Source organism: Geobacillus sp. 47C-IIb, from assembly GCF_014679705.1.
Taxonomy (GTDB): Bacteria; Bacillota; Bacilli; order Bacillales; family Anoxybacillaceae; genus Geobacillus; species Geobacillus thermodenitrificans.
In genome coordinates, this window is record NZ_CP061473.1 from 2867741 (window position 1) to 2891435 (window position 23695).

Here is a 23695-nt window from a genome sequence, read left to right on the forward strand (position 1 = left end):
ATCCCGTTAGGCTCCCGCTTGGAATAATTTTTTTCTTGAATGACGGCCATATTTCCCTTACGATATACGAAATAGTGTATAAGGAAGCGTCAGTCCGTCTTGTATAAGCGGGGTGAAATCGATGTTTGGCACATTATTAAAAAAAAGAGAGAGAACGCTTGAACGGACGGTTGCGGAAATTCAACAAGGGAATGAAGCGCTGCGCAATGAACTCATCCAACAATATAAGCCGTTTATCGCTAAAACGGTCTCGGGCGTGTGCAAGCGATTCATTCATGAAGAAGATGACGAAGCGAGCATCGGATTGATCGCTTTTAATGAGGCGATTGAAAAATATGCGCCACATAAAGGAGGCTCCTTCCTCTCATTTGCCGAACTGCTCATTAAACGGCGCCTTATCGATTATATTCGGAAAGAGGCGAGAATACGAGATGCAGTATGGTATACGGAGGATAGAGAAGACGGTGAGCAAACGGCGCAAGCGTACTTGGACGCTAAGCTTTCTGTCGATGAATTTTACAAGCAAATCGAACAGGAGCAGCGTCGCGAAGAAATCATCCATTACCAGCAAGTGCTGAAACAATTCGGCATTCACTTTCACGATTTAGTTGAACATTCGCCAAAACATAAAGACGCCCGCCTAAATGCCATCCGTGTAGCCCAGCTGCTTGTGGAGAACGAGGACTTGCTCGGTCTGTTGTTTCAAAAAAAACAGCTACCGATCAAACAGCTGGAAACGATGGCGTCCGTCAGCCGCAAAACTATAGAGAGAAACAGAAAATACATTATTGCGGTCGCGGTCATTTTGGCGGGCGATTATATTTACTTGAAGGACTATATAAAAGGGGTGCTACCATCGTGAAGAAGGGGATTGTGCTGGAATTGGACGAAGAGTTTGTCACCGTGTTGACGCCGGAGGGGGAATTTCTTCGGTTAAAAAAGGAAGGAGATTGTGAAGTTGGAGAAGAGATTGAAGCGAGGGCGGTAAAAAAAACATTTCTATTTCACCGTCGTTCGTTTCAATATGCGGTGGTGAGCGCGTTAGCAGCTGCCGTCCTGCTTGTCATCACTTGGATTCAATGGCCTTCCGACGCGGTGTGCGCATATATGTCGATCGACATTAATCCGAGCATTGAAACTGGGGTCGACGATGAACTGCGCGTGTTGACACTAAAGGCGTATAATGAAGAAGGGAAACATGTAATCGCAGCGCTCACTTCATGGAAACATGAGCCGTTTTCTGCTGTGGCGAAACAAATCATTGAATTAAGCGAAAAAAAGGGATATTTAAAGGAAGGCGGAGAAGTGCTTATTGCAACAGTAGAGAAAGAGCATAACGATTCTTCGGCTCGGAAGTTGTCCGCTGAACTCGCTGAAATCCAGCGGTCGGTAGCGAACGAACGGATCGTTATCACAACGGTGAACAGCACGATGGAAGTGCGCAACCGAGCGGCAAAACAAGGAATGACAACCGGGAAACTATTGCAAATCCAGAAAAAAGCAAAACCGTCTTCGTCCACATCCGCCAAGCCGAATAAAGAGAAAGAGGAAGTCGGAAAGAAAGAATCCGCTACGTCGAGCAAGGAGAAAGGGCAAGGTGGAAAGAAGGAATCTACTAAGTCGAACAAAGAAAAGCAACAGGACGGAAAGAAGGAATCCGCTAAGCCGAATAAAGAGAAAGGGCGAGTAGCAAAGAACGAATACGCCAAGTCGAGCAAAAAGAAAGAACAAGGCGGAAAGAAGGAAAAGGAAACGTTGTCACTAAAAGGACAAAAACTAGAGCAACTGCCGCAAATGAAACAGAGGCATAGCGAACAGAAAGCAAATCAACAGAAAAAAGAAAAACAGCCGCCACACGAGTGGAAAAACTCCGGCTTAGAAAAACATAGTTCCCCTTCGGACGAAGAAATTTCTCTGAAAGGGAAAAACAGTTCCCCTTCTGATAAAGAAATTTCTTTGAAAGGGAAAAACTATGAAAACGCCCGTCCGTCGCGGCCGGGCGATCATCATGCAAACAAAAAGGCGGTGAATAGCCAGCAGGATCGCAACGACAACAAAGATCGCCACAAGCTGGCGAACGTTCACCGCCAACCGAAAAGCATAGATTCCAAAATGAAAAAAGTCGAGTGATGACGCTCGGCTTTATTCTGTTTTTCGGCCTGCCAGCTGGCTTTGGGCTTGAGCAACAAGCCGTTTTGTAATTTCCCCGCCGACGGAACCGTTGGCGCGCGAAACAGTGCCAGCCCCGAGCTGTACGCCAAATTCTTGAGCGATTTCGTATTTAATTTGTTCCAATGCTTGTTCAATGCCTGGAACAAGCAGTTTGTTGCTTCCACGTGCCATCATTCTTGCCTCCTTTGTCATGTTTAAGTGTGGCATCATTAGTATGAGCAAACCGTTAGTGGGCTATAGGTGGCAATTAAAGGGAGGATTTGTTGTGAAAAAATTATTGCAAACGTTTTCGGTTCACGGTTATAATAAAATTAACAACAGGATCCGAAACGTTTTGGAGGAATAGCAGTGACAACGATTAAAGATATTGCCAAAGCGGCAGGAGTTTCGATTACTACCGTTTCACGTGCGTTAAACGGTTATTCCGATGTGAATGAAAACACGAGACAAAAGATCATTGATATCGCTAGGCAACTAAACTACATCCCGAATACGCTCGCACGCGGGCTTGTGATGAATAAATCGAAAACGATCGGATTGCTCGTTTCCGGACTGACGAAGGAAAGCGCCAAGGACAATTTTACGTTTGAGGTGCTAGCAGGTGTCAACGAATATGTCAGTGAAGTCGATTATGATATGGTGCTGTTCAGTACGACATCGACGAAACAGCGGGAAAAAACGTACACCCAACTTTGCCGGGAGCGCCGTGTCGACGGAGCGATTTTGCAGGGGATTCGCACCGATGACCCATACTTGCACGAGGTCGTGGAGAGCGATATTCCGTGCGTTTTAATCGATATTCCAATCGAGTCGCGGACGGTTGGTTATGTCACAACAGATAATGTACTTGGGGCGAAAAAGGCGGTGCGCCATTTAATTGAACTCGGCCATAAACGAATTGCTATGATTAACGGCTATGAATACGCTTTTGTGAGCGAACAGCGATTGAAAGGATTCAAGGAGGCCCTGCTTGAAGCTGGGTTGCCGGTGCGGGAATACTGGATTGCCAATGGAGCGTTTCGTGAAGAAATTGCTGAGCAGGAAGCGTTGAGGCTGCTTCAACACTACCCAGAAATAACGGCGTTCTTTTGCGCCAGCGATTTAATGGCGCTAGGCGTGATTAAAGCAGTAAAACGGCTTGGAAAGCGAGTGCCGGATGATGTTGCGGTCATCGGTTATGACGACATTATTTTAGCCTCATATTCCTCGCCTTCGCTGTCAACCATCGCACAGGATAAGTTCGCTATGGGGTATGAAGCTGCCAAGTTGCTCATCGCTATGCTGGAAGGAAAGGCGGATTCGCATATCAAAATTTTACAAACGGAGCTAAAAGCTCGGGAATCGACAGTCAAGGGAATCAAGTAGTCGCCGTGTTATTGGTGACGGAAGGAGGGAAAAGATTTTTTTTGCGAAAAACCGAAAACGTTTCGGATAAAAAAGGGAATAGATCCATTAATTAAAACGCTTTCTCAACCATTTCCTTTTTATTTATTCCCGAAACGTTTTCGGGATGATAGAAAGTAGAAAACATCAACGGGAGGAAGCAAGATGGATTACCGTGTGATTAAGGAAAATGATTTATTTTTATTAACAGACCGTGAGGGGAATATTCCGGAGCACCATCCGTACGGACTAGGTTTATACACGAAAGACACTCGTTTTTTAAGCAAATGGGATTTACGCATTAACGGGAAAAAGCCGGTTTTGCTGTCGTCCGACGCTGCGGAAAATTATGTTGCCACGATTTTATTGACGAACCCGCATATAGAGGAAAACGGGGAATTGGTATTATGGCGGGAATCAGTTGAAATTGAGCGAAAGCGCTTCATATATGGTAACGTTCTCTATGAAACGATGAAACTAAGAAGCTATCATCCAAAGCCGGTACAGTTTGAAATCAGTGTACATATGGATGCTGATTTTGCTGACATGTTTATCGTCCGCGGGTTTCAGAGCGGGGAAGTTGGAAAGCGGACGGGGCAGACGATCGGCGATCGCACGTTAACGTTTGGCTATGTAGGAGCTGACGGGATTAAGCGGTCGACACAAGTCGCCTGGGATCGGCCAGAAAAGGCAGTGTTTGAGCACGGGGAAATTTTGTTTCATTTTCATCTCCAGCATGGAGAAGAGCAAACGGTCACCTTTACCATTACGCCACATATCGGCGGGGAGGAAAGGAAACAACCTGTTCCATTGGAGGAGGCATTTTGCCGCCTAAAAGAATCATACTGCCGCTGGGAGGAAAAAACAGCGAAAATCACAACGGATGATCACCGACTTGACCGCTTGGTACGCCGTGGAATCGCCGATTTGCGAGTGCTGTTGACCGATTTAGGATACGGACAGTTTCCTGTGGCTGGGTTGCCGTGGTTTGGTGTCCCGTTTGGCCGTGATAGCCTGATCGCAGCACTGCAGCTTTTGCCGTTCAACCATGAGGTCGCCAAGGGAACGTTGCTGACGATGGCCCGATATCAAGGGAAAAAGAATGACCCATGGCGGGACGAGCAGCCGGGAAAAATCATGCATGAAATTCGGTTTGGCGAGCTGGCTAATACGAATCAAATTCCGTTTACCCCTTACTATGGAACGATTGATGCTACACCACTGTTTTTAGTGTTGCTGGCCGAGTATGTAAAATGGACGGGAGATTTTGCTCTTGTCGGTCAACTGCGTGAACATATTGAGGCAGCGCTCGCTTGGATTGATCAGTATGGTGACCGCGACGGGGATTTGTTTGTTGAGTATCATCAGCAATCGAGCAAAGGGATTGCTAACCAAGGGTGGAAAGATTCGGGGGACTCGATTGTCCACCGAAACGGTGAATACGCTCGCTCACCGATTGCCCTTGTTGAAGTACAAGGGTATGTATACCAAGCAAAAACAGCGCTTGCTGATATTTTTGAGCATCTCGGCGAACTCGAGCGGGCTAAAGAGTTGCGTCATCAGGCGAAAGCATTGAAAGAGCGGTTTGACGAGCAGTTTTGGATGGAAGATGTGCAATTTTACGCCATTGCTTTAGACGAAAAGAAAGAACAAGTTGGTACGGTGACGTCAAACCCTGGACACGTGCTGTTGTCGGGAATGCTGAATGAAGAGCGGGCCGAGGCGGTTGTCCGGATGCTTTTATCTAAGAAGATGTTTTCTGGCTATGGAATTCGGACGATGGGAGAAGGCGAAGCCGGATACAATCCGATTAGTTATCATAACGGAAGCGTATGGCCGCATGACAACAGCTTGATTTTGCTTGGACTCAGTAAGCTAGGCAAGCGGCATGAGGCGAAGACCGTAATTCAAGGGTTGACGGAGGCGGCGAACTACTTTGAATATGATCGGCTTCCAGAGCTGTTTTGTGGATATGGAAGCTCGGCTGGGAAGCCGGTTCGCTATCCGGTCGCCTGCTCGCCGCAGGCATGGGCGGCCGGAACACCGTTAGTGTTTATTCAGGCTTTACTAGGATTGTTCCCAAATGCGCTCGAAAAGAAAATTTATTTGTCGCCGATGCTGCTTGATACGATGAACATGTTGCGGGTGGAAAACATCTCGATCGGCGGCGGACGGTTGTCATTGACCGTTATGCGTGAGAAGGAAACGTTCAACGTCCAAATCGATGAAAATACGACAGGCTGGGATATTGTTATTCGTTAACAACAGGGAAAGAAGCTTCTTTCCCTGTGAATATAAACCATTTTTTAGGGGGTTGTTTACATGGGGAAAACAAAGTGGATGGCAACGCTAGGCATTGCGACGCTACTGTTTGGCAGTCTTTTGGCCGGATGCGGAGGCGAAAAAAGTGAGCAGGCAAACGGGGGGAACAAGCAAGGAGAAAAGGTGGAAGTGACATTGGCTGGCTGGGGTGGCAACCCAAGCGAGCAAAAGTTGTTGCAGCAAACGATTGATGATTTTGAGAAAAAACACCCTGATATTAAAGTCAAATATGAAGTGATCGCCGATCAGTATATGGATGTCATTAAAACCCGTTTATCGGGAGGACAAGGGCCAGATGTGTTTTATCTCGATGCATTTGAAGCGCCGGCATTAATTGAAACAGGAGCGCTCGAACCGCTCGACGAATATGTGACCGATGAGTTTGATATTGACGATTTTGAAAAGCCGATGCTCGATGCATTTAAGGGGGAAGACGGCAAAATTTACGGATTCCCGAAAGATTATTCGACGTTAGCCTTGTTTTACAATAAAAAAATGTTAGAAGAAGCAGGCGTCGAAGTGCCGAAAACGTGGGATGAGCTGAGAGAAGCAGCGAAAAAGCTGACGAAAGGAAAAGACGTATATGGGTTTGGCGTTGCTCCGGAATTGGCTCGTTTATACTACATTGCTGAGTCGAAAGGTGGCAAAGTCGTCACGGACAACAAAGCAAGTTTTGCTGATTCTAAGGTTGTCGATGCGCTCCAACCGATCGTTGATATGCACTTGAAAGATAAAACGGCAGCTCAGCCGAACGAAGTTGGAGCAACATGGGGCGGCGAGATGTTCGGCCAAGGTAAGGCTGCTATGGTGATTGAAGGAAACTGGGCGATTCCGTTTTTGCAAGATACATTCCCGAACTTAGAATTCGGAACGGCGGAACTCCCGACGATCAACGGCAAAAAAGCAACGATGGCGTATACAGTAGCCTATGTGATGAATAAAGATTCACAAAAGAAAGAAGCAGCTTGGAAACTCATCTCCTATTTGACCGGGAAAGAAGGAATGAAAACGTGGACAAGCAAGGGATACGCTTTGCCGACGCGTAAATCGGTCGCTGCTGAACTTGGATTTGATAAAGATCCGTTGCGGGCGGCATTAGTGGCCGGAGCACCATACGCTACTGTATGGCAAAACGGAACGAATTTACCGATTATTGTGAATAACTTCAACAACCAGTTTGTCAGTGCTTTCTTAGGGGAGCGCCCGCTTGCTGATGCATTGAAAGAAGCAGAAAAAACGGCGAACAGCGAAATCGAAAGTCAATAAATGAAAAAAAGCCTCCGGCGGAAAACAGCTTCTGCCGGAGAGCTGTTCCTTTCTTTCTAACAGCGGCTTTGTGGCCGCGTTAGAAAGAGGGGAATAGCGATTCGATTGCAAGGGGATGAAAAAGGATGAAGCAGACATTCACGAAAAAAATGTGGCGGGAAACAGGATCGGCTTATTTTCTGTTATCTCCGGCTTTATTTGTGCTTCTTTTATTCATTATCGGCCCGATCGTGTTCGCAGTTTTTTTGGCATTTCATAAAGTGCAATTGTTAGGAACGACATCGTTCGAGTTCGTCGGACTCGATAACTTCGTCCGCATAGCTAACGATACGAGGGCGAAAATCGCGCTATGGAACACGCTGAAATATGTAGCGATTGTCGTTCCGTGTCAAACGATTTTAGCGCTTGTGTTAGCCGCTACTTTAAACGCCGGGTTGAAAGGGCAAAAATTTTTCCGCATCGTTTACTTTTTACCGACCCTGACTTCTTCAGCAGTATTGACCCTTATTTTCATGTGGATGTACAACCAAAACGGCTTCATTAACCATGTGCTTGAAGCGGTTGGGTTGCCGACGTACAATTGGCTCGGCGATCCGGACGTCGCTTTAAATGCGATCATGATCATGAACATTTGGTCAACGGCCCCGTACTTTATGGTCATTTATTTGGCGGCATTGCAAGATATTCCAGATTCCTTGTACGAGGCAGCCGAATTAGACGGGGCCAACGCTTGGCAGAAGTTTTGGCACATCACTGTTCCGTATTTGCGCCCGGTCACATCGTTTGTTGTGGTTATGGGGCTGATCGGTACTTTCCAATTGTTTGATCAATCGTACATTTTCTCAGCCGGTTCTGGCGGGCCGAACAATTCTACATTAACTGTTGTGCTTCTTATTTACCAATATGCGTTTAAAACGTTAGGAACGATGGGATACGCTGCTGCGTTGGCATTTGCATTGGCCATCATTATTTTAATCGCGACATTAATCCAGCGGAAGCTATCGAAAGAGGAGTCCCTTTATTAAGGAGTTGAGGACGAATGAAAAGAAAAATAGGAATTGGGAAAGCGCTGCTGTATGTTGTACTTGTTATGTATGCGATCATTACGCTGATTCCGTTTTTATGGGCGCTGTCTTCCTCGTTTAAGACGCTTGAGGAAATTGTCAGTGGAACCATGTCGTTTGTTCCAAAACAGTTCACGCTGGATAATTACAAGCAAATTTTTGTTGAGCAGGATCTATTCCCACGTTGGTTGTTAAACAGTGTCATTATCGCCGTGGCAGTGACCATACTCAATTTATTGTTTAATTCCATGGCTGGCTATGCCTTAGCGCGGCTGCAGTTTCCTGGGAGAAAACCGCTGTTTTTGATCATTTTAGCTGTCTTAATGATTCCCGCCCAAGTGACGATGATTCCAAACTATTTGATTTTAAAACAGCTCGGCTGGTTAAACTCGTATCAAGGAATGATCGTGCCGACGATGATTAACGCTACTTTTATTTTCATGATGCGGCAGTTTTTTATCAATTTCCCGAAGGAATTGGAAGAGGCAGCGGAGCTTGATGGGCTTGGCCGGTTCGGGATCTTTTTCCGGATCGTGCTGCCGCTTGCTCGCCCGGCACTGGCGGCTCAGGCTATTTTCGTCTTTATGGGCTCGTGGAATGATTTTATGCGTCCGCTTATTATTTTGTCCGATCCGCAATTGTTTACATTGCCGCTTGGCCTGAACAGCTTCAAAGGACAATACATCAGCTATTGGAACTACATCATGGCTGCCTCGATGGTATTTACGTTGCCGGTGTTGGTCATTTATGCGTTTTTCAATCGGTATTTCATCAAAGGAATTTCGTTTACGGGCGGGAAATAAGAATGGTTTTGCTTCCGTGCGCACATTGAAGAAAGAAGGGTTCGCGTATAGGGCTGTCGGCAAAGGTTTCCTTGGCCTTTGCCGACAGCTTTTTTTCATGCGTCATATGCGTTGAAAAGACGAGCATTATATAAATTTCATCAGGAAAGGAAATAAAGCGATGGAATGGACGATGTGGCTGCCAAGATAGGCGGAGAGGACGGGGATGGACGGCTGCGTTTGTTGGTGGATTCATTCATCCTGAAACCGCCGAAGGGAAAGAAAAGGAAAACCGTAACATGCCAAGGCAGTGAAGATGTCACGGGCAAACGAAAACCAAATCCGAACATGTGAAAAATGGTTGATGAAAAGAAAGACAGCGGCATGAAAGCCGTGCTGAAGCCGTCGCGGTGCATAAAGCATGCTTGGCCGAGGCACGATAAGAAAAAATGTGGAAGGAGGATCGATGTGACTGACATCTCATTCCCGGTTGCCCGTCTCCATGACGGGACGCTTCGCCAGTTGCAACAACTGGAACAGCGGCTGCGCGAAGAGACGGGAGAAGAAATTGTGCTTGTCGCTTATCAACGGAAAACGATGGACGAAGGGAGAACGAAATGATGGTGAAACGGAAAGTGAAATTTGACGCAGCGAAAAACAATAATAAAACGCCGACTGAAAGCTTGCCAGATACGGAATTTGCCGCGCAATACGCCGGCGAAGAAGACATGATTCGCGGTGCGAATCGCAATTCGAAAAAAGGACGCCAAGGAGGCGGCGATGGGTAAAGAGCAAAAAGGGCGGACTGCCCAACGAAATGAAGAAATGGCGTTTGAATGGGGCGATTTTGCTGCTCATCAGCCCATTTGGCTCATGGAAGAGCAAAAACAGGCGAAGAAAAAGGAAACAAAAAAGGAAGAGACGTCACGATGAAGAGGCTGTCTGCCAGCTGCTTTTACAGCGGGACAAGGGAAAAAGAAGAGCGCCGGTGCCGGCGTTCTTTTTTCATTTGCGATCATGGGCAACTTCTGTTTATGAGTTGATTGAACCTGGCAAAGCAGCAACAACGATAGTGGGATGCGACCTCGCCTATTTCGAGTAAGGAAAACGATTCGTCATCTTTTTATCATCTTGAGCCGAGAAAACGTCTACTTCTTGGGGCGAGTATAGGGGGGGAACGGGTTCAATGGCAAAGAAAGGCACTGACATCCCCCCCTAGCCGTACGGAAACGAAGGATTGTCAGTGCCTGTTCACTGTCTGCCGTTTTTGATGGGCAGACGGAATGGTATGAAATGAAGCCAAGGGCCGTTTAGTTCCTCCGGTTTAAGCCGACGTGAAAGAAGCCGACAATGAGGAAAGCGGCACGGAAAACATGGTCGCACCGGCACCGGACGGGTCAAAGTAGGCGACGATGACAGTTGGCGTAAGCGAAAGCTGCTTTTTAGAAATGTAGAGGCCGACATCGACCGGCACGATTTCAACGACCGTATGTTTAAACAGCTCTTTTTCTCCGAGCCCAAGGGCGGCGAAGTCCGCCCCGAGCACCTCAGGGCGCTCAAGCAACGTCCGGTAGACGGCTGTGCGCGTCGTTTTCTCTGTTTTTTCGTCCCACCACGGCTTGCGCGGCTTATATTTTTGATTGCGCAAGTAGTCGTATTTCATGAGCGATTCGGCGACAGGTAAGGCGTCTGGTACCGACGTACGTAAAAACTCATAGAGGCGGCGGAACAAGTCTTCTAACTGATGACCGATGCGCGCCCAGCCGCGTTCATCCCAATATGTTCCAAACTGCTGGAAGAAGTCAAACGGTGACGGGAAGACGTCGGTTACTAAATATTCGATCGTTTCATCCATCCGATGGGCGTTCCAATACTTTTCGAGCACATCTTCCACTTGCTTGATGCGGATGACGTCATCAAAAGACAAAACGTTGTTGCGAAGCACTTCATACGGCGCATGATCCATATATACATAGCCGTATTCATGAGCGCGCAGGCGCAACCCAGTGCCGCGCAGCAGTTTCAAAAACCCAAGCTGCAGTTCTTCCGGACGGAGGGCGAATACGTCATTGAACGTCTTCCGAAACGAGTCATAATCTTCTTCCGGCAGCCCGGCGATCAAATCTAAGTGCTGGGTAATTTTTCCCCCCTCTTTAATCATCGTCACCGTCCGCGACAGTTTCGCGAAGTTTTGCTTGCGCATGATGAGACGGTTCACTTCATCGTTCGTTGACTGAACGCCGATTTCAAAGCGGAATAGTCCCGGTGGCGCCTCGTTGTTTAAAAACTCGATCACCTCAGGACGCATAATGTCGGCGGTAATTTCAAACTGAAACACCGTCCCCGGCACGTGCTCGTCAATTAAAAAGCGGAACATATCCATCGCATAGCTGCGGCTGATGTTGAACGTCCGATCGACAAACTTGATCGTCCGCGCCCCGTGCTGCATTAAATAACGCAAGTCATCTTTGATTTTTTCGCGGTCAAAATAGCGGACACCAACCTCGATGGACGACAGGCAAAATTGGCAGCTGAACGGGCAGCCGCGGCTTGTCTCGACATAAACGATCCGGTTCGGAAGATGCGGAAGATCTTCGGGAAAGCGAAACGGCGACGGCATGTCGGCAAGGCGGATTTTATTCCGTTGCGGGTTGACGACGATGCGATCTCCGTCACGAAACGCCAGTCCAGCGACATCGCTCACGTTCCCATCGCCGTTTAAGGCGAACAGCAGCTGTTTAAACGTTTCTTCTCCTTCACCGGTGACGATAAAATCGAATTCCGGCACTCGCTCCATCCATTCGCGCACATCATAAGACACTTCCGGCCCACCAACGACGACCGTCACGTCCGGCGCCACTTTTTTTAACATTTTTACGACTTTGATCGTTTCTTCAATGTTCCAAATGTAACAGCTGAAGCCGACGACATCCGGTTGTTGCTGATACAAATCAGCAACGATGTTCATCGCTGGGTCTTTAATCGTATATTCAACAAGCTTGACGTCAAACTCCGGCTGGGCGTATGCTTTTAAATAGCGAATGGCTAAATTCATATGAATGTATTTGGCATTTAATGTCGTACAGACAACGTTCATCGTAGCAAAACTCCTTTTCATCGTACTAACCCCACATTATAATGCAGTTTAGCCAAATGAAAAAGAAGAAAAAACTTGTCGAACATTGAGGAAAAGATTTTTGAAAAATCTTCGTGAATGGAGGAAGGAGTAAATTTTTCCACATAGAATATATATTAGTTGATATGGTTTCAATGGACAAGGAGAGATCAATATGGCCCAAAGCCTTTCTCCCCGTGAAGAACAAAATTCGACACAAGATGTGCGGTTGCTTGAAGAGGAAAACCGACGCTTAAAAGAACGGTTGAACAGCTATTCGATCATTTTTGAGAGGTCGCTTGATGCGATTGTCATTTTAAATAAAAACGGCGAGTTTGTCGATGTGAACGAAGCAGCGTGCAAGCTGTTTGAAATGGACAAGTTTGACTTGATTGGTCGTTCCTTCTCTTCATTTTTAGAGCTCGTTCCGCCGGATATTTTGTTGTTTCAGCGCTCCATGCTACAAAAGTTCGGTTCGTTTAGCGATGAATTGCTCATCAAGTTGCCGGATGACAAGGTGAAACATGTTGAATTTTCGATGAAAAAGGATGTCTTTAACGAATTTGATTTGGTGATGATGCGCGACGTTTCGGCTCATAAGGCGCTCGAGCGCGAGCGAATCATTCATGAATTTTTGTTTCGAGACGTCTTTAACCGAGCGGTCGATGGCATCGTCATTTTCGATGAGTTCGGTCGGTTTATCGACGTCAATCCGGCATTTTCAATGAGCTTGAATTTGGAAAAAGGAAAGCTGCTGAATTTGTCGTTTCAGCAGTTTGTTGCCCGCGAATGTGCTGATGAGTTTGCCCGTCTGTTGTCGGAAGTGAAGGAAAAAGGAACGGCCAAAGGCGAGCTGTCGTTGGTTCGCCTTGACGGAACGGTGAAAATGTTTGAGCTGACGGCAACGTCGAACGTTTACAGCGGCTTTTACATGGCCATTATGCGCGATGTGACTGAACGGAAAAACATGGAGATTAAATTGCAAAAAAGTGAAGAACGATTCCGGGCCATTTTCGAGCAAGCGCATGAAGCGATTATCATTTGGGATGATTTCGGTTACATACTCAACGCCAATCCAGCGGCGAGCCGGACGTTTGAGCTGCCTTTGAACTTGCTTGTACGCCGCAATTTGCTTGATTTTGTGCAATATGGGGATGAAAAGGTGAAGCGCATTTTCAGCGAGTTCCGGCGCAAAGGAGAAATTCGCGATGAATTAACGTTCCATATGCCGAACGGTGAGGATAAGCAGCTTGAGTTTACGATGAAAAAAGGGGCGATCGACGGCTATCATTTGACGATTTTCCGCAATGTGAGCGAGCGGCGGAAAATCGAGCGCGAGCTGCGTGAAAGTGAGCAAAAGTTCCGCAGCATTTTCGACCATGCGATGGACGGCATTTTGTTATGGGATGAGAAGCATCGCATCATTGACGCCAATCCAATTGCCTGCGAATTTTTTTCCGCCACAAAAGAAGCGTTGCTCGGTCAAACGGTGATGGAACTTGTTCCAGAGCGGGCGCGCCGCCAGCTGAATAAGCTCTTTGTGCAATGTGAACGTGCAGGCGAGGCGAGTGGGGAAGTTGAATTTTCCGATGAAGGAAAAGGGAAAATCGTTGAGTTTTCATTGAAAAAAGAAGTCATTCCTGGCGTAGGGATGATGAGATTTCGCGATGTCACAGAGCGTAAAGAAATGGAGCTGCAGCTGCGCAAATCGGATACGCTCAATGTTGTTGGTGAATTGGCTGCGGGCATCGCTCACGAAATCCGCAATCCGATGACGGCATTAAAAGGCTTTATCCAACTGTTGCAAGGAAGCGTTGGCGGCGATTATTCGATGTATTTTAATGTCATTATGTCGGAATTGAAGCGGATCGAGTCAATCATCACCGAGTTTCTCGTCTTGGCCAAACCCCAGGCGGTGCAATACAAGCAAAATGACATTTGCAAAATTATGCAGGATACGATCGATTTAATCAGCGCTCAGGCGATGATGCATAATGTGCAAATCATTGCCGATTTCGAGCGCGGTCTGCCGCCGGTGTATTGCGAGCCGAACCAGTTGAAGCAAGTGTTTATCAATATTTTGAAAAACGCCATTGAAGTGATGCCGAAGGGCGGGGACATTACGGTGCGCATCGCCCGTACTGGACGTCATGTGCGCATTTCAATCACTGACCAAGGGTGCGGTATTCCGAAAGATAAAATTAAAAAGCTCGGTGAGCCATTTTATACGACAAAAGAGCGCGGCACTGGACTCGGCTTGATGGTCAGCTATAAAATTATTGAAGAACACCGAGGGAAAATTGACGTCGAAAGCGAAGTTGGCGTCGGCACGACATTTCATATTACGCTGCCGATCGAACGAACGGAAAGAGAGGATAACGATGACAATTGACTATGCGGTATACCGTTCAGAGTTGCTCGGCGATATCTATATTGCTTCTGATGGCGACGCGATTGTGAAAGTCGAACTGTTTCCGGAAGAATGGCGCGCGTTTGCAAGCGAGCATCCGGTTGTAGAAAGCCGGTCACCGCTTCTTGAACGCGCGCTTGCACAGTTGGACGAATATTTCCACGGTCGCCGCCAAACGTTTGATTTTCCAGTTAAATGGCATGGGACGGTTTTCCAACAGGAGGTGTGGACGGCGCTTTGTCGCATTCCATATGGAGAAACGGCGACATACGCCGATATTGCGATGCAGATTGGTCGCCCGAAAGCGGTACGCGCCGTCGGACAGGCGAATCGGGCGAATGAACTAGCCATTGTTGTTCCGTGCCATCGTGTGATCGGCAAAAACGGCGCCTTGACCGGCTATGCTGGAAGCCGCACCGATGTGAAAGCGAAGCTATTGGAGCTGGAGCGGCGCTGTAAATAGGGCGGAAGGGCCGGGGATGAAGCATGGAAAATAAAAAATGCCGCCCCCGGGACTTGAACCTACAGGGGCGGGACCGGGGATTATTTTTTTTGCCAATGTGACAGAGCGAGGGCGCCGACTAAAATGGCGCCTTTAATAATGTCTTGAGCGTAGTACGGGACGTTCATCATCGTCAAGCCGTTTAACAATACCCCCATCAAAATTGAGCCGAACAACGTACCGATGACATTCGGCTTGCCGGCGCCAAAGACGGAAAAGCCGATGTAGGCGGCGGCGACGCCATCCATCAAAAACGAAGCACCGGCTGATACTTGACCAGTGCCGATACGCGAGGCAAGCACAATGCCCCCTAAAGCAGCGAAAAAGCCGCTAATGACGTACGCATACGTCCGGTAACGGTTCACTGGAATGCCTGACAGCCTTGCCGCTTCTCGGTTTTCCCCGGTCAAATAAAAGAGGCGTCCCGGTTTTGTGTATGTCAAAAACAAATGGGCGGCAATGACAACGAACAGCATCAGCAAAACGGAAAACGGGATGCCGAACAACTCTCCTTGGCCGATAAATAAAAAGGAAGGAATGAATTTGCCCGGCGCCGTACCGCCGTCTGGCAGCGGCATGTCGTTGTAAATGGAAAATCCTTTCGTATAGGTGAGCTGCACGCCGTTAATGGCGTACATGGTTGCTAAGGTCGCGAGCAAATCAGGCAATTTGAACTTGACGATCAATAGCGAATTAAGCAGCCCGACGGCGATACCGAGTAAAAGCGGAACGAGCAACGTAACGAAAATTTCTTGGCGGTACAAAACGAGCGCCGCTGCACTGGCGATGGTCGCGAGACTTACCGTCGAGCCGACCGATAAATCGAAGCCGTCAACGATCAGCGAAAAGGTAATGCCGATCGCTACGAGTGTCACGATCGAAATCGAGCGCAAAATGTCGCTGAAGTTTTCATACGTAAAAAACTGGTCTTGTGTGATGCCAAAATAGGCGATCACGGCTAAAATGGCCAACAGTGTGCCATGTTTATACAAAAACTCAAGAGTAGACAACACCGCTTTTTTCGACGGTGTCGCGGAAACGGCCGGCTGGGCCATCGATCTCACCTCCGCTGCAATAATAAACAAGCTGCTCATAGGTTAATTCAGCGGCCGGCAGACGGGCGAGCAGCCGGCCGTCTACCATGATATAAATCGTGTCGCAAACTTCTAGCAGCTCACGAAATTCACTTGAAAAGTACAGCACGGTTTTCCCCTCATCAGCAAGAGTGCGGATAATGGAAAATACATCTTGTTTGGCATGAACATCGATTCCTTTCGTAGGTTCATCGAATAAAAAGACACGCGCGTTCGTGTTTAGCCATTTGCCGATCACGACTTTTTGCTGGTTGCCGCCGCTCAAATGGCGGACGGCGATGGATGGTGATGGCGGATGGATGCCGAGTGAGCGAACGAGCCCATTGGCTGCGTCCGTTTCTTTCATCCGACTGATCCATTGCCAATGCGACAGCCAAGAAAGGAGGCGGACGGTTAAATTCGTCTGCACCGACTCAGACAAAAACAGCCCTTGTTTGCGCCGTTCTTCTGGGATCAGGCAAAGACCGGCGGCAATCGCTTCATATGGCGACGAAAATGTATAGTGTTGGCCGTCAAGCTGCCATTCGCCAGACGTTTTCCGGTGGGCGACGAGACTTTCAGCGAGCTCTGTTTTGCCGGCGCCGACCAAACCGGCGATGCCGACAATTTCGCCGCGATGGGCGTATATATCGACCGTTGTGCTCGTTTTGTCGATCTTGATTCCGCGGGCGGCAAAGGCGATCTCGCTTCCGTACGTACGCGCTTGTTTTGCAGTGGCGGCCTGTTTTGTCCCGGTCATGTGAAGGACGATGTCTTCAAGCGACTGGCTTCCGGCAGCGCCTTGATAGACGATGCGTCCATCGCGCAAAATCGTTAGTCGATCGGCGATTTCCTGCACCTCTTTGAGCTTATGAGAAATATAAATAAAGCCGACTCCCTGCTGTTTCAGTTCATGAATGATGGCAAACAGCCGCTTTGTTTCCGCCTCACTTAACGCGGCGGTCGGTTCGTCCAAAATGATGTAGCGCGCGTTTGATGACAATACTTTCGCCAGCACGATGAGCTGCTTTTCATGGAGTGAACAGTCACGCACGAGCTTCGTCGGTGGAATGGAAAGGCCGACACGGTGAAGAAGTGCGGCGGCCCACTTCTTTTCTTCGCGCAGCGAGCGGATGGGATGGTGTTTGACGTCAGCTAGTTCATCAGCTGCTAAGTTTTCGTAAATCGGCAAGCCGGGAAACAGCGCCGTGTCAACTTCCTGGACGACAAGGCCAATGCCCGCCTGCTTCGCCTCACGCGGCGACGAAAACGCGCACGGGGTGCCGTCGATCGTGATGGTGCCGGCGTCCGGCAGAATGGCGCCGGCTAAAATGTTCATGAGCGTGCTTTTGCCAGCACCATTCATGCCTAAAAGGGCGTGAACTTCGCCCGGACGGACGTCAAAGTTCACGCCGTTAAGCACGCGCACCGTGCCAAACGCTTTTTCAATGGCCTTCATTGACAAGCCGCTCATTTTTGGCTCACCTGAGCTTCTAGTGTTTTCATCCACGGCGAGATGGCGATATTCGATTGTCCCCAGCTTGGGATGTATTGCGAGAGCTCGCCCATTGATATTTGTTTGTCCGGCAGATCGGATCGTTTCACTAAGTGCGGTTCAAGTGAGTAAATGTTCGGCGTTTTTTCACCAGCGATTTTTTGATAGGCGAAGCGTACTTGAACGCGACCGACTTCGGCTGGATCGGTAGCGGTCGTCGCCACCCACGGGCTGTTCGATTTTTGAATCATTTGCAAGTCTTCATCGCTTAGATCAATGCTGTACACTTTAATTTCCGTGCGCCCGGCTTGTTCGATGGCGCGCGTTGCTCCTTTGGCGAACTCGTCCCATGTGGCGAAAACGGCGTCGATGTCGCCCTTATTCGGATATTTTTTCAAAATGGCCTCCATTTGTGTTTGTGTGTCTAAGGCGGTGTTAGCGCTCGCTGTGCCGAACTTGGCGACTTCTTTAATGTTTGGGTAGCGTTTTTTAAATGCGTCGTAAATGACATGGCGTCGCTCCATTGGCGTAAAACCGCCGACCCAAATCGTGACGATTTTGCCTTCGCCGTTTAAGTCTTCCGCAAGTGTTTTTAACGTCTTCCAAGCGAGGCTATAGTCGTCTTGGTCGATGACGGTGACGCCCGGAATGTTCAAATCATTGTCAAATGCTACGACCGGGATGCCTTTTTCAACTGCTTTTTTCACGGGACCTTCGAGCGCGTCGGCGCGGCCGTGGTCAAGCAAAATAGCATCGACGTTTTGCGTAATGGCCGTCTCGACATAAGAGGCCATCTTCGTTAAATCGTTATCGGCATTATAAATTTGCACTTCACCGCCGAACTTTTGCACTTGTTCTTTCACGCCGGCGATGTATTGTGATGAGAACGTCCCGATCGACATCTGCATAATGGCGGCGATTTTCACTGGCTGTTTCAGTTTTTCTGGGATGGCGGCCTCTTCACTGCTTGTGGCTGCTGTTTTGTCAACGGTTGTTTCATTATTCGTTGCCTTCGTTTCATTGGCCGGCTTTGCGCTCATTGCGTCTTGCTCATTTGTGCAGCCCGCTAAGACAAAGAACATGGCCAAGAAAAGAAGGAACGATGAGATTTTAAGCTGTTTCATGGTGCTCCTCCTTTGCAACTAACGATGGCAGCTCCGTTTCATAGTCTCCGTAGACGATGCCTTTTTCGGTAATGATGGCGGTAATGAGTTCGTTTGGTGTGACATCAAACGCCGGGTTGTATACGTTGACGCCTTCCGGGGCGATGCGCACCCCGTTTAGATGGGTCACTTCATCTGGATGACGCTCTTCAATTGGGATATCCGTCCCTGTTTTCGTCGCCAGGTCGATCGTTGACAGCGGGGCAGCGACGTAAAACGGGATGCCAAACGATTGGGCGAGCAAGGCGAGGCCAAATGTGCCGATTTTATTCGCTGTATCGCCGTTTTGTGCGATCCGGTCAGCGCCGACGATAATAGCATTAATGTTTTTCGCCTTGATCGTTTGTGCGGCCATATTGTCAGTAATGAGCGTCACATCGACACCTGCTTGCATGAGTTCCCAGGCGGTCAGACGAGCTCCTTGCAAGACAGGCCGCGTTTCCAAGGCATAGACGGACAACTCAATCCCTTTTTCTTTTGCCAAATAAAATGGGGCGAGTGCCGTTCCGTAGCGGGCGGTGGCGATCGAGCCAGCGTTGCAGATGGTCATGATTCGATCGCCTCGATGAAAAAGAGACAAGGCATGCTCGCCGATGCGACGGCACACATCTTCATCTTCGATTTGAATGCGGATCGCTTCGTGAACGAGTGTTGTTTTTGCTTCGTTGACGGAAGCGGCGCTTTTAGCGGCGGCAACGAGCCGATCAAGCGCCCAAAACAAATTGACGGCCGTCGGGCGAGCACTCGCCAAATAATCGCGGTCTTGTTTTAAACGGCGCTGAAACTCGTCGACGGATTCGGTTTCGTAGCGGGAAGCAGCAAGCGCCAAGCCATAGGCGGCGGTGATGCCGATCGCCGGTGCCCCGCGCACTTTCAGTGTCACGATCGCGTCATGTACATCTTCGAGCGTATGCAAGTCGAGATATTCAGTTACCGACGGCAGCTTTTGTTGATTTAAAATCGTCACATGCGTTTCGTGCCATTCAACTGAGCGCGGGATAGCAAATGTGCTCATTGTCGTCTTCCTTTCCTTGTACATGTTTCAGTTTGCCTGGAGTGGTGTTGAACAGCCGTCTTGAGAGAGTGGTGTTATCGTTCCGTCTCGACAAACAGCCGGCGGAAGTCTTCCGTTCCGTCTAGTTCGGCGCGTTCAACGATCAGGCGGCGGCCAAGGCGAAGCGCGTGTCGCTTTGCCGCAAGCCGTTCGTCTTTTTGCTCAATGCCGTCAAGATCGGCAACATGGGCGAGGCCGATCGTCCGACGGATGACTTCGCAGCCGGCAAAGCCGATGGCGTCGATGAACGTTTGTCGCAGCACATCGTCAAGCAGGCCGGGCGTTGCGGCATACGTTTCGACACTTTCGGTGCGCCAAAGCTCCGAGAACACGGACGTAAAGACATCCCATGTTCGGTCGATGTGATCAAAGAGCGGACGGCGCTCTGATTCAGGGCGGGACAACGCATTTAACAGCAAGTTGGCGATAAAGTGGCCAAGGTCAAACCCGATCGGGCCGTAAAAGGCGAATTCCGGGTCGATCACTTTCGTTTCGTCATCACTGGCGAAAATGCTGCCAGTATGTAAATCACCATGCAGCAATACATCAGCTTCGGTTAAAAATTTGCGCTTCAGCTTCGCTGCTTCGAGATGGAGACGGTCGTCGTTCCAAAGTGTTTCCACATCCAGGTGCAATTCGTCTTCAAAATTGTTCGAGTCATGGTCGAAAAACGGATCGGTAAAGACGAGATCTTCCGTAATTTTGCACAGCTCCGGATTGACAAAACTTTGTGCCAATTTCTTTTTCTCTTGTTGGTTCATGCCGAAATCAGACGTGTAAAACGCCGTTTTGGCAATGAATTCACCGATATGCCTAGACAGAAGCGGATACGTTTTCCCTTCAATCAGCCCTTTGCGGGCGATTTGTAAATAGGACAAATCTTCCATCACCGTAATGGCGAGCGATTCATCAGAATAGTAGACTTTTGGCACGTATTGTGGTACGTAGCTGGCAAACGTGCGCAGTGCGTTGCTCTCAATGACCGCACGTTTTAATGTGAGCGGCCAGCTTTCACCGACGACTTTCGCGTACGGCAGTGCTTGCTTAATGATGATGCCTTGCTTTGTTTCTTGGTCGACGACGTGAAACACTAAGTTTAAGTTGCCGTCGCCGATCTCACGGCATAAAAGCGGTGTTCCGTCGCGGAACAAGCCGAGGCGGACGGCGAGGGCGGTCGCTTTTTGTTCGGTGAGCGGTTCGTAAGCAGATGATTGGATAATCGCCATTTTCACGTTCCCCCTTTAGTTTTGGCAAATAAAAAACCTCTTTCACATACGGAAAGAGGCTTGAAGATTCTCGGTCTTCGCGCCTCTTATCTCCCAGAAAGACGTCTGTCTTTCCGGTGGACTTAGCACCGTGCCCTGCGGAAGCGGGTCGCTTCCGGCGCCGCTTATGCGTGCGCCCTATCTCACGATAGCATTACGGTCGGTTGCTGGGCTTCATTGGGCCAGTTCCCTCAGCCAACTCTTGATAAGAGTACCGAATCTGCTTATTTAGTTTTTGGAATTTTTGTGATGTTGGCAATTGTTCGGTTGCTTGATTCGAATAATACAGCTTAAGCAGGCCGATTGTCAATACGTTTTAAAAAATTTTTTTGTCGTCTCTTCATAAAGGCGCGGCCGGCGGTCAGCAAATACGGGGATGCGCGAACGAACATCTCTGACGAGTGCCGGGTCGATGTCGGCTAGAAGGATGCCTGGGTCCTCATCCGCCTCAGCGAGGATTTCCCCCCATGGATCGATGATGAGCGAATGGCCAGCAAAGACGTTGTTCGGGTCGCTTCCGGCTCGATTGCAGGCGACGACATAGCATTGGTTTTCGATCGCCCGCGCCATCAGCAACGTCCTCCAATGGTGAAGGCGAGGAAGCGGCCATTCGGCGACAACAAACAACAATTCGGCTCCAGACAAGGCATGGGTGCGAATCCATTCCGGAAAGCGGATGTCATAGCAAATGACCCCGGCACACGACAACTCATCAAGCGAAAACAAGCCTGGCTCGTTTCCTGACTGCAAATGCAAATGCTCATCCATCAGCTGAAACAAATGAACTTTGCTATATTCCTTGATGATTTGGCCGTTTCGATTGGCGACAATCATTGTGTTCGTTACGCCGGCGTCCGTTTTTTTAGCGACCGAGCCGGCCACAAAATGGATGCCGTATGTTTGTGCCAATCGGGAGGCGAACGTTTTCGCCCGTTCGGCATTGTCATCAGCGATTTCACCTAAGCGCGTCAAGTCATAACCGGTCGTCCACAGCTCCGGAAGAACGATGATATCGGCTCCTTCTTTGACGGCGAGTTCCACGGCTTTTTCGGCTTGCTGTTCGTTTTTTTGCGGGTCACCAAACGCGATATCCAATTGGAGGCAAGCGATGCGGATGGTCATTGTTTTTCACCTCAATGAAAAAATTTACTTTACATTTTGCTTTTTACGATATATGATTTTGCACTAGAATTTCAAGAAATTTTTGAGAAGGTGTGGGCGATGACGACCGAATTTCCTTTTTCCGAACTGCTTGAACAGTTGCCGAAGCAATTTTTTGCTTCGCTTGTCGCCAAAGTGGGAGCGAAAATAAAGGCCGGGCACGATGTCATTAATTTAGGGCAAGGCAATCCGGATCAGCCGACGCCTGGCCATATTGTTGAGGCGATGCAACAGGCAGTGGCCAATCCAAAATACCATAAATATTCGCCGTTTCAAGGTTACTCATTTTTGAAAAAAGCAGTCGCTGCGTTTTATGCGCGTGAGTACGGGGTTGATGTGGATCCAACCCGCGAAGTAGCCATTTTGTTTGGCGGTAAGGCTGGTCTTGTTGAGCTGCCGCTTTGCCTCGTCAATCCGGGCGATGTGGTGCTTGTCCCGGATCCGGGCTATCCGGACTACTGGTCCGGGATCGCGCTCGCCCGCGCACGGATGGAAATGATGCCGCTTATCGCCGAGCAGCAATTTTTGCCTGATTACAGTGCCATTCCGGCAGCGATCGCTGATCAGGCCAAACTGATGTTTTTGAACTATCCGAACAACCCGACCGGGGCGACGGCGACGAAAGAGTTTTTTGCTGAAACAGTGGCGTTCGCCGCTAAGTACGGCATTGCTGTTGTGCATGATTTCGCCTACGGGGCGATCGGTTTTGATGGCAAAAAGCCGGTCAGCTTTCTCGAAGTTGATGGGGCGAAAGAGGTCGGTGTTGAAATTTACACGTTTTCCAAAACGTACAATATGGCCGGTTGGCGTGTCGCGTTTGCCGTTGGCAATGAACAGATCATCCGGGCGATTGAGTTGTTGCAAGATCATTTGTATGTCAGTTTGTTCGGCGCTGTTCAAGAGGCGGCTGCCGCGGCGCTTCTCGGTCCGCAAGATTGCGTCACGGAGCTCGTCGCATTGTATGAAGCGCGCCGCAATACGTTCATTTCTGCTTTGCACCGCATCGGTTGGGAGGCGCCGGCACCGTCTGGATCGTTTTTCGCTTGGCTTCCCGTACCGAAAGGATTATCGTCCGCTGAGTTTGCCGACATACTGCTTGAACGCGTACACGTGGCGGTCGCTCCGGGCATCGGTTTTGGCAAGCACGGCGAAGGCTATGTGCGCGTTGGTCTGTTGACAGATGAGGCGCGTCTTGTCGAAGCAGCTGAACGGATCGGGCGTCTCGGGCTGTTTTGAAAAAAATGATTGACAACAGCGGCAGAGGCTGTCATAATTCAAAGTACATTTGCCATACTCGACAAAATTGTTTGACAAGTTCATAAATACGCAATGATTCTTATCAAGAGTAGGCGGAGGGACGAGCCCGATGAAGCCCGGCAACCGGCTTGGCATATCAAGCACGGTGCTAATTCTTGCAGCGGAAACGCTGAGAGATAAGAAGAGTGCCATGGAAGAATGATGCCTCTTC

Annotated in this window: 22 protein-coding genes and 2 riboswitches; of the genes, 13 read left to right on the plus strand and 9 right to left on the minus strand. The window is 48.9% G+C overall.

Annotated features, from left to right (window positions below; translation table 11 throughout):
• Window positions 1-121 precede the first annotated feature (121 nt).
• Window positions 122-862: an RNA polymerase sigma factor SigI gene (gene sigI / locus IC804_RS14515; protein ID WP_008878860.1), complete on the plus strand. Its 741-nt coding sequence runs from the start codon at window positions 122-124 to the stop codon at window positions 860-862.
• Window positions 859-2130, plus strand: a complete 1272-nt coding sequence (locus IC804_RS14520) for an anti-sigma factor domain-containing protein (protein WP_060475695.1) — start codon at window positions 859-861, stop codon at window positions 2128-2130. Before sigI ends, IC804_RS14520 begins: the two co-directional genes overlap by 4 nt.
• 12 nt (window positions 2131-2142) lie before the next feature.
• Here IC804_RS14520 and IC804_RS14525 read toward each other — a convergent pair whose 3' ends face one another.
• Complete coding sequence (locus IC804_RS14525; RefSeq protein ID WP_029760354.1) at window positions 2143-2343, minus strand: alpha/beta-type small acid-soluble spore protein; 201 nt, start codon at window positions 2341-2343, stop codon at window positions 2143-2145.
• A 177-nt stretch (window positions 2344-2520) separates the two neighbouring features.
• On the opposite strand from IC804_RS14525, the gene IC804_RS14530 reads away from it, so the two are divergent.
• From IC804_RS14530 to IC804_RS14550, 5 genes are all read left to right on the plus strand, one after another.
• A complete protein-coding gene (locus IC804_RS14530) occupies window positions 2521-3537 on the plus strand; it encodes a LacI family DNA-binding transcriptional regulator (RefSeq protein WP_008878857.1) in 1017 nt (338 codons plus the stop codon).
• 183 nt (window positions 3538-3720) lie between these two features.
• Window positions 3721-5817: an amylo-alpha-1,6-glucosidase gene (locus tag IC804_RS14535; RefSeq protein WP_081157182.1), complete on the plus strand. Its 2097-nt coding sequence runs from the start codon at window positions 3721-3723 to the stop codon at window positions 5815-5817.
• Between the two features lie 60 nt (window positions 5818-5877).
• The gene (locus IC804_RS14540; protein WP_008878855.1) at window positions 5878-7143 is read left to right on the plus strand and encodes an ABC transporter substrate-binding protein; all 1266 of its coding nucleotides are present in this window, start codon (window positions 5878-5880) and stop codon (window positions 7141-7143) included.
• Window positions 7144-7268: 125 nt separating this feature from the next.
• Window positions 7269-8168: a carbohydrate ABC transporter permease gene (locus IC804_RS14545; RefSeq protein ID WP_060475696.1), complete on the plus strand. Its 900-nt coding sequence runs from the start codon at window positions 7269-7271 to the stop codon at window positions 8166-8168.
• Window positions 8169-8182: 14 nt separating this feature from the next.
• Window positions 8183-9010, plus strand: a complete 828-nt coding sequence (locus tag IC804_RS14550; RefSeq protein ID WP_008878853.1) for a carbohydrate ABC transporter permease — start codon at window positions 8183-8185, stop codon at window positions 9008-9010.
• Here IC804_RS14550 and IC804_RS14555 read toward each other — a convergent pair.
• A complete protein-coding gene (locus tag IC804_RS14555) occupies window positions 8994-9245 on the minus strand; it encodes a hypothetical protein (RefSeq protein WP_190300621.1) in 252 nt (83 codons plus the stop codon). The two genes, IC804_RS14550 and IC804_RS14555, sit on opposite strands and share 17 nt — an antisense overlap.
• A gap of 212 nt (window positions 9246-9457) precedes the next feature.
• On the opposite strand from IC804_RS14555, the gene IC804_RS14560 reads away from it, so the two are divergent.
• The 3 genes from IC804_RS14560 to IC804_RS14570 are packed head-to-tail and all read left to right on the plus strand — an operon-like array spanning window position 9458 to window position 9922.
• Window positions 9458-9610, plus strand: a complete 153-nt coding sequence (locus tag IC804_RS14560; RefSeq protein WP_008878852.1) for a hypothetical protein — start codon at window positions 9458-9460, stop codon at window positions 9608-9610.
• Window positions 9607-9777: a hypothetical protein gene (locus IC804_RS14565; RefSeq protein WP_008878851.1), complete on the plus strand. Its 171-nt coding sequence runs from the start codon at window positions 9607-9609 to the stop codon at window positions 9775-9777. The genes IC804_RS14560 and IC804_RS14565 overlap by 4 nt, the downstream gene beginning before the upstream one ends.
• Window positions 9770-9922, plus strand: a complete 153-nt coding sequence (locus tag IC804_RS14570) for a hypothetical protein (protein ID WP_190300622.1) — start codon at window positions 9770-9772, stop codon at window positions 9920-9922. The genes IC804_RS14565 and IC804_RS14570 overlap by 8 nt, the downstream gene beginning before the upstream one ends.
• Before the next feature lie 391 nt (window positions 9923-10313).
• On the opposite strand, the gene IC804_RS14575 is transcribed toward IC804_RS14570, so the two are convergent.
• Entirely contained in the window at window positions 10314-12086 is a 1773-nt protein-coding gene (locus tag IC804_RS14575; RefSeq protein ID WP_081157181.1) for a B12-binding domain-containing radical SAM protein, read from the minus strand.
• A 193-nt stretch (window positions 12087-12279) separates the two neighbouring features.
• Between IC804_RS14575 and IC804_RS14580 the strand changes: the two genes are divergently transcribed.
• Together IC804_RS14580 and IC804_RS14585 are read left to right on the plus strand one after the other, a co-directional pair.
• Window positions 12280-14496: a PAS domain-containing sensor histidine kinase gene (locus tag IC804_RS14580; protein ID WP_081157180.1), complete on the plus strand. Its 2217-nt coding sequence runs from the start codon at window positions 12280-12282 to the stop codon at window positions 14494-14496.
• The gene (locus IC804_RS14585) at window positions 14486-14977 is read left to right on the plus strand and encodes a methylated-DNA--[protein]-cysteine S-methyltransferase (RefSeq protein WP_029760359.1); all 492 of its coding nucleotides are present in this window, start codon (window positions 14486-14488) and stop codon (window positions 14975-14977) included. The genes IC804_RS14580 and IC804_RS14585 overlap by 11 nt, the downstream gene beginning before the upstream one ends.
• 80 nt (window positions 14978-15057) lie before the next feature.
• Here the strand turns inward: IC804_RS14585 and IC804_RS14590 are convergent, their stop codons facing one another.
• The 6 genes from IC804_RS14590 to IC804_RS14615 all read right to left on the minus strand — a co-directional run bounded on the left by IC804_RS14590 (window position 15058) and on the right by IC804_RS14615 (window position 22188).
• A complete protein-coding gene (locus tag IC804_RS14590; RefSeq protein ID WP_008878846.1) occupies window positions 15058-16071 on the minus strand; it encodes an ABC transporter permease in 1014 nt (337 codons plus the stop codon).
• Complete coding sequence (locus IC804_RS14595; RefSeq protein WP_081157179.1) at window positions 16013-17563, minus strand: sugar ABC transporter ATP-binding protein; 1551 nt, start codon at window positions 17561-17563, stop codon at window positions 16013-16015. The genes IC804_RS14590 and IC804_RS14595 overlap by 59 nt, the downstream gene beginning before the upstream one ends.
• On the minus strand, window positions 17560-18708 hold the full coding sequence (locus tag IC804_RS14600; protein ID WP_081157178.1) for a sugar ABC transporter substrate-binding protein: 1149 nt from the start codon (window positions 18706-18708) through the stop codon (window positions 17560-17562). The genes IC804_RS14595 and IC804_RS14600 overlap by 4 nt, the downstream gene beginning before the upstream one ends.
• Entirely contained in the window at window positions 18695-19762 is a 1068-nt protein-coding gene (gene mtnA, locus IC804_RS14605) for an S-methyl-5-thioribose-1-phosphate isomerase (RefSeq protein ID WP_008878842.1), read from the minus strand. Before mtnA ends, IC804_RS14600 begins: the two co-directional genes overlap by 14 nt.
• A gap of 74 nt (window positions 19763-19836) precedes the next feature.
• On the minus strand, window positions 19837-21027 hold the full coding sequence (gene mtnK, locus IC804_RS14610) for an S-methyl-5-thioribose kinase (RefSeq protein WP_081157177.1): 1191 nt from the start codon (window positions 21025-21027) through the stop codon (window positions 19837-19839).
• 83 nt (window positions 21028-21110) lie between these two features.
• Window positions 21111-21278, minus strand: a riboswitch (SAM riboswitch).
• Between the two features lie 94 nt (window positions 21279-21372).
• The gene (locus tag IC804_RS14615; RefSeq protein WP_008878840.1) at window positions 21373-22188 is read right to left on the minus strand and encodes a carbon-nitrogen family hydrolase; all 816 of its coding nucleotides are present in this window, start codon (window positions 22186-22188) and stop codon (window positions 21373-21375) included.
• Between the two features lie 99 nt (window positions 22189-22287).
• Here IC804_RS14615 and IC804_RS14620 point away from each other — a divergent pair, with 99 nt between their 5' ends.
• Complete coding sequence (locus IC804_RS14620; protein ID WP_011887035.1) at window positions 22288-23463, plus strand: pyridoxal phosphate-dependent aminotransferase; 1176 nt, start codon at window positions 22288-22290, stop codon at window positions 23461-23463.
• 97 nt (window positions 23464-23560) lie between these two features.
• Window positions 23561-23667: riboswitch (SAM riboswitch) on the plus strand.
• Window positions 23668-23695: the final 28 nt, after the last annotated feature.

What these genes read in the sequence shown, in the direction of transcription:
- IC804_RS14585 (WP_029760359.1), top strand. Translation starts at nt 14,486, where the DNA reads ATGACAATTGACTATGCGGTATACCGTTCAGAGTTGCTCGGCGATATC.
- IC804_RS14575 (WP_081157181.1), bottom strand. Translation starts at nt 12,086, where the DNA reads ATGAACGTTGTCTGTACGACATTAAATGCCAAATACATTCATATGAAT.
- sigI (WP_008878860.1), top strand. Translation starts at nt 122, where the DNA reads ATGTTTGGCACATTATTAAAAAAAAGAGAGAGAACGCTTGAACGGACG.
- mtnA (WP_008878842.1), bottom strand. Translation starts at nt 19,762, where the DNA reads ATGAGCACATTTGCTATCCCGCGCTCAGTTGAATGGCACGAAACGCAT.
- IC804_RS14600 (WP_081157178.1), bottom strand. Translation starts at nt 18,708, where the DNA reads ATGAAACAGCTTAAAATCTCATCGTTCCTTCTTTTCTTGGCCATGTTC.
- IC804_RS14545 (WP_060475696.1), top strand. Translation starts at nt 7,269, where the DNA reads ATGAAGCAGACATTCACGAAAAAAATGTGGCGGGAAACAGGATCGGCT.
- IC804_RS14590 (WP_008878846.1), bottom strand. Translation starts at nt 16,071, where the DNA reads ATGGCCCAGCCGGCCGTTTCCGCGACACCGTCGAAAAAAGCGGTGTTG.
- IC804_RS14615 (WP_008878840.1), bottom strand. Translation starts at nt 22,188, where the DNA reads ATGACCATCCGCATCGCTTGCCTCCAATTGGATATCGCGTTTGGTGAC.
- IC804_RS14535 (WP_081157182.1), top strand. Translation starts at nt 3,721, where the DNA reads ATGGATTACCGTGTGATTAAGGAAAATGATTTATTTTTATTAACAGAC.
- IC804_RS14555 (WP_190300621.1), bottom strand. Translation starts at nt 9,245, where the DNA reads ATGAATCCACCAACAAACGCAGCCGTCCATCCCCGTCCTCTCCGCCTA.
- IC804_RS14620 (WP_011887035.1), top strand. Translation starts at nt 22,288, where the DNA reads ATGACGACCGAATTTCCTTTTTCCGAACTGCTTGAACAGTTGCCGAAG.
- IC804_RS14580 (WP_081157180.1), top strand. Translation starts at nt 12,280, where the DNA reads ATGGCCCAAAGCCTTTCTCCCCGTGAAGAACAAAATTCGACACAAGAT.
- IC804_RS14540 (WP_008878855.1), top strand. Translation starts at nt 5,878, where the DNA reads ATGGGGAAAACAAAGTGGATGGCAACGCTAGGCATTGCGACGCTACTG.
- IC804_RS14550 (WP_008878853.1), top strand. Translation starts at nt 8,183, where the DNA reads ATGAAAAGAAAAATAGGAATTGGGAAAGCGCTGCTGTATGTTGTACTT.
- IC804_RS14525 (WP_029760354.1), bottom strand. Translation starts at nt 2,343, where the DNA reads ATGGCACGTGGAAGCAACAAACTGCTTGTTCCAGGCATTGAACAAGCA.
- IC804_RS14565 (WP_008878851.1), top strand. Translation starts at nt 9,607, where the DNA reads ATGATGGTGAAACGGAAAGTGAAATTTGACGCAGCGAAAAACAATAAT.
- mtnK (WP_081157177.1), bottom strand. Translation starts at nt 21,027, where the DNA reads ATGGCGATTATCCAATCATCTGCTTACGAACCGCTCACCGAACAAAAA.
- IC804_RS14570 (WP_190300622.1), top strand. Translation starts at nt 9,770, where the DNA reads ATGGGTAAAGAGCAAAAAGGGCGGACTGCCCAACGAAATGAAGAAATG.
- IC804_RS14595 (WP_081157179.1), bottom strand. Translation starts at nt 17,563, where the DNA reads ATGAGCGGCTTGTCAATGAAGGCCATTGAAAAAGCGTTTGGCACGGTG.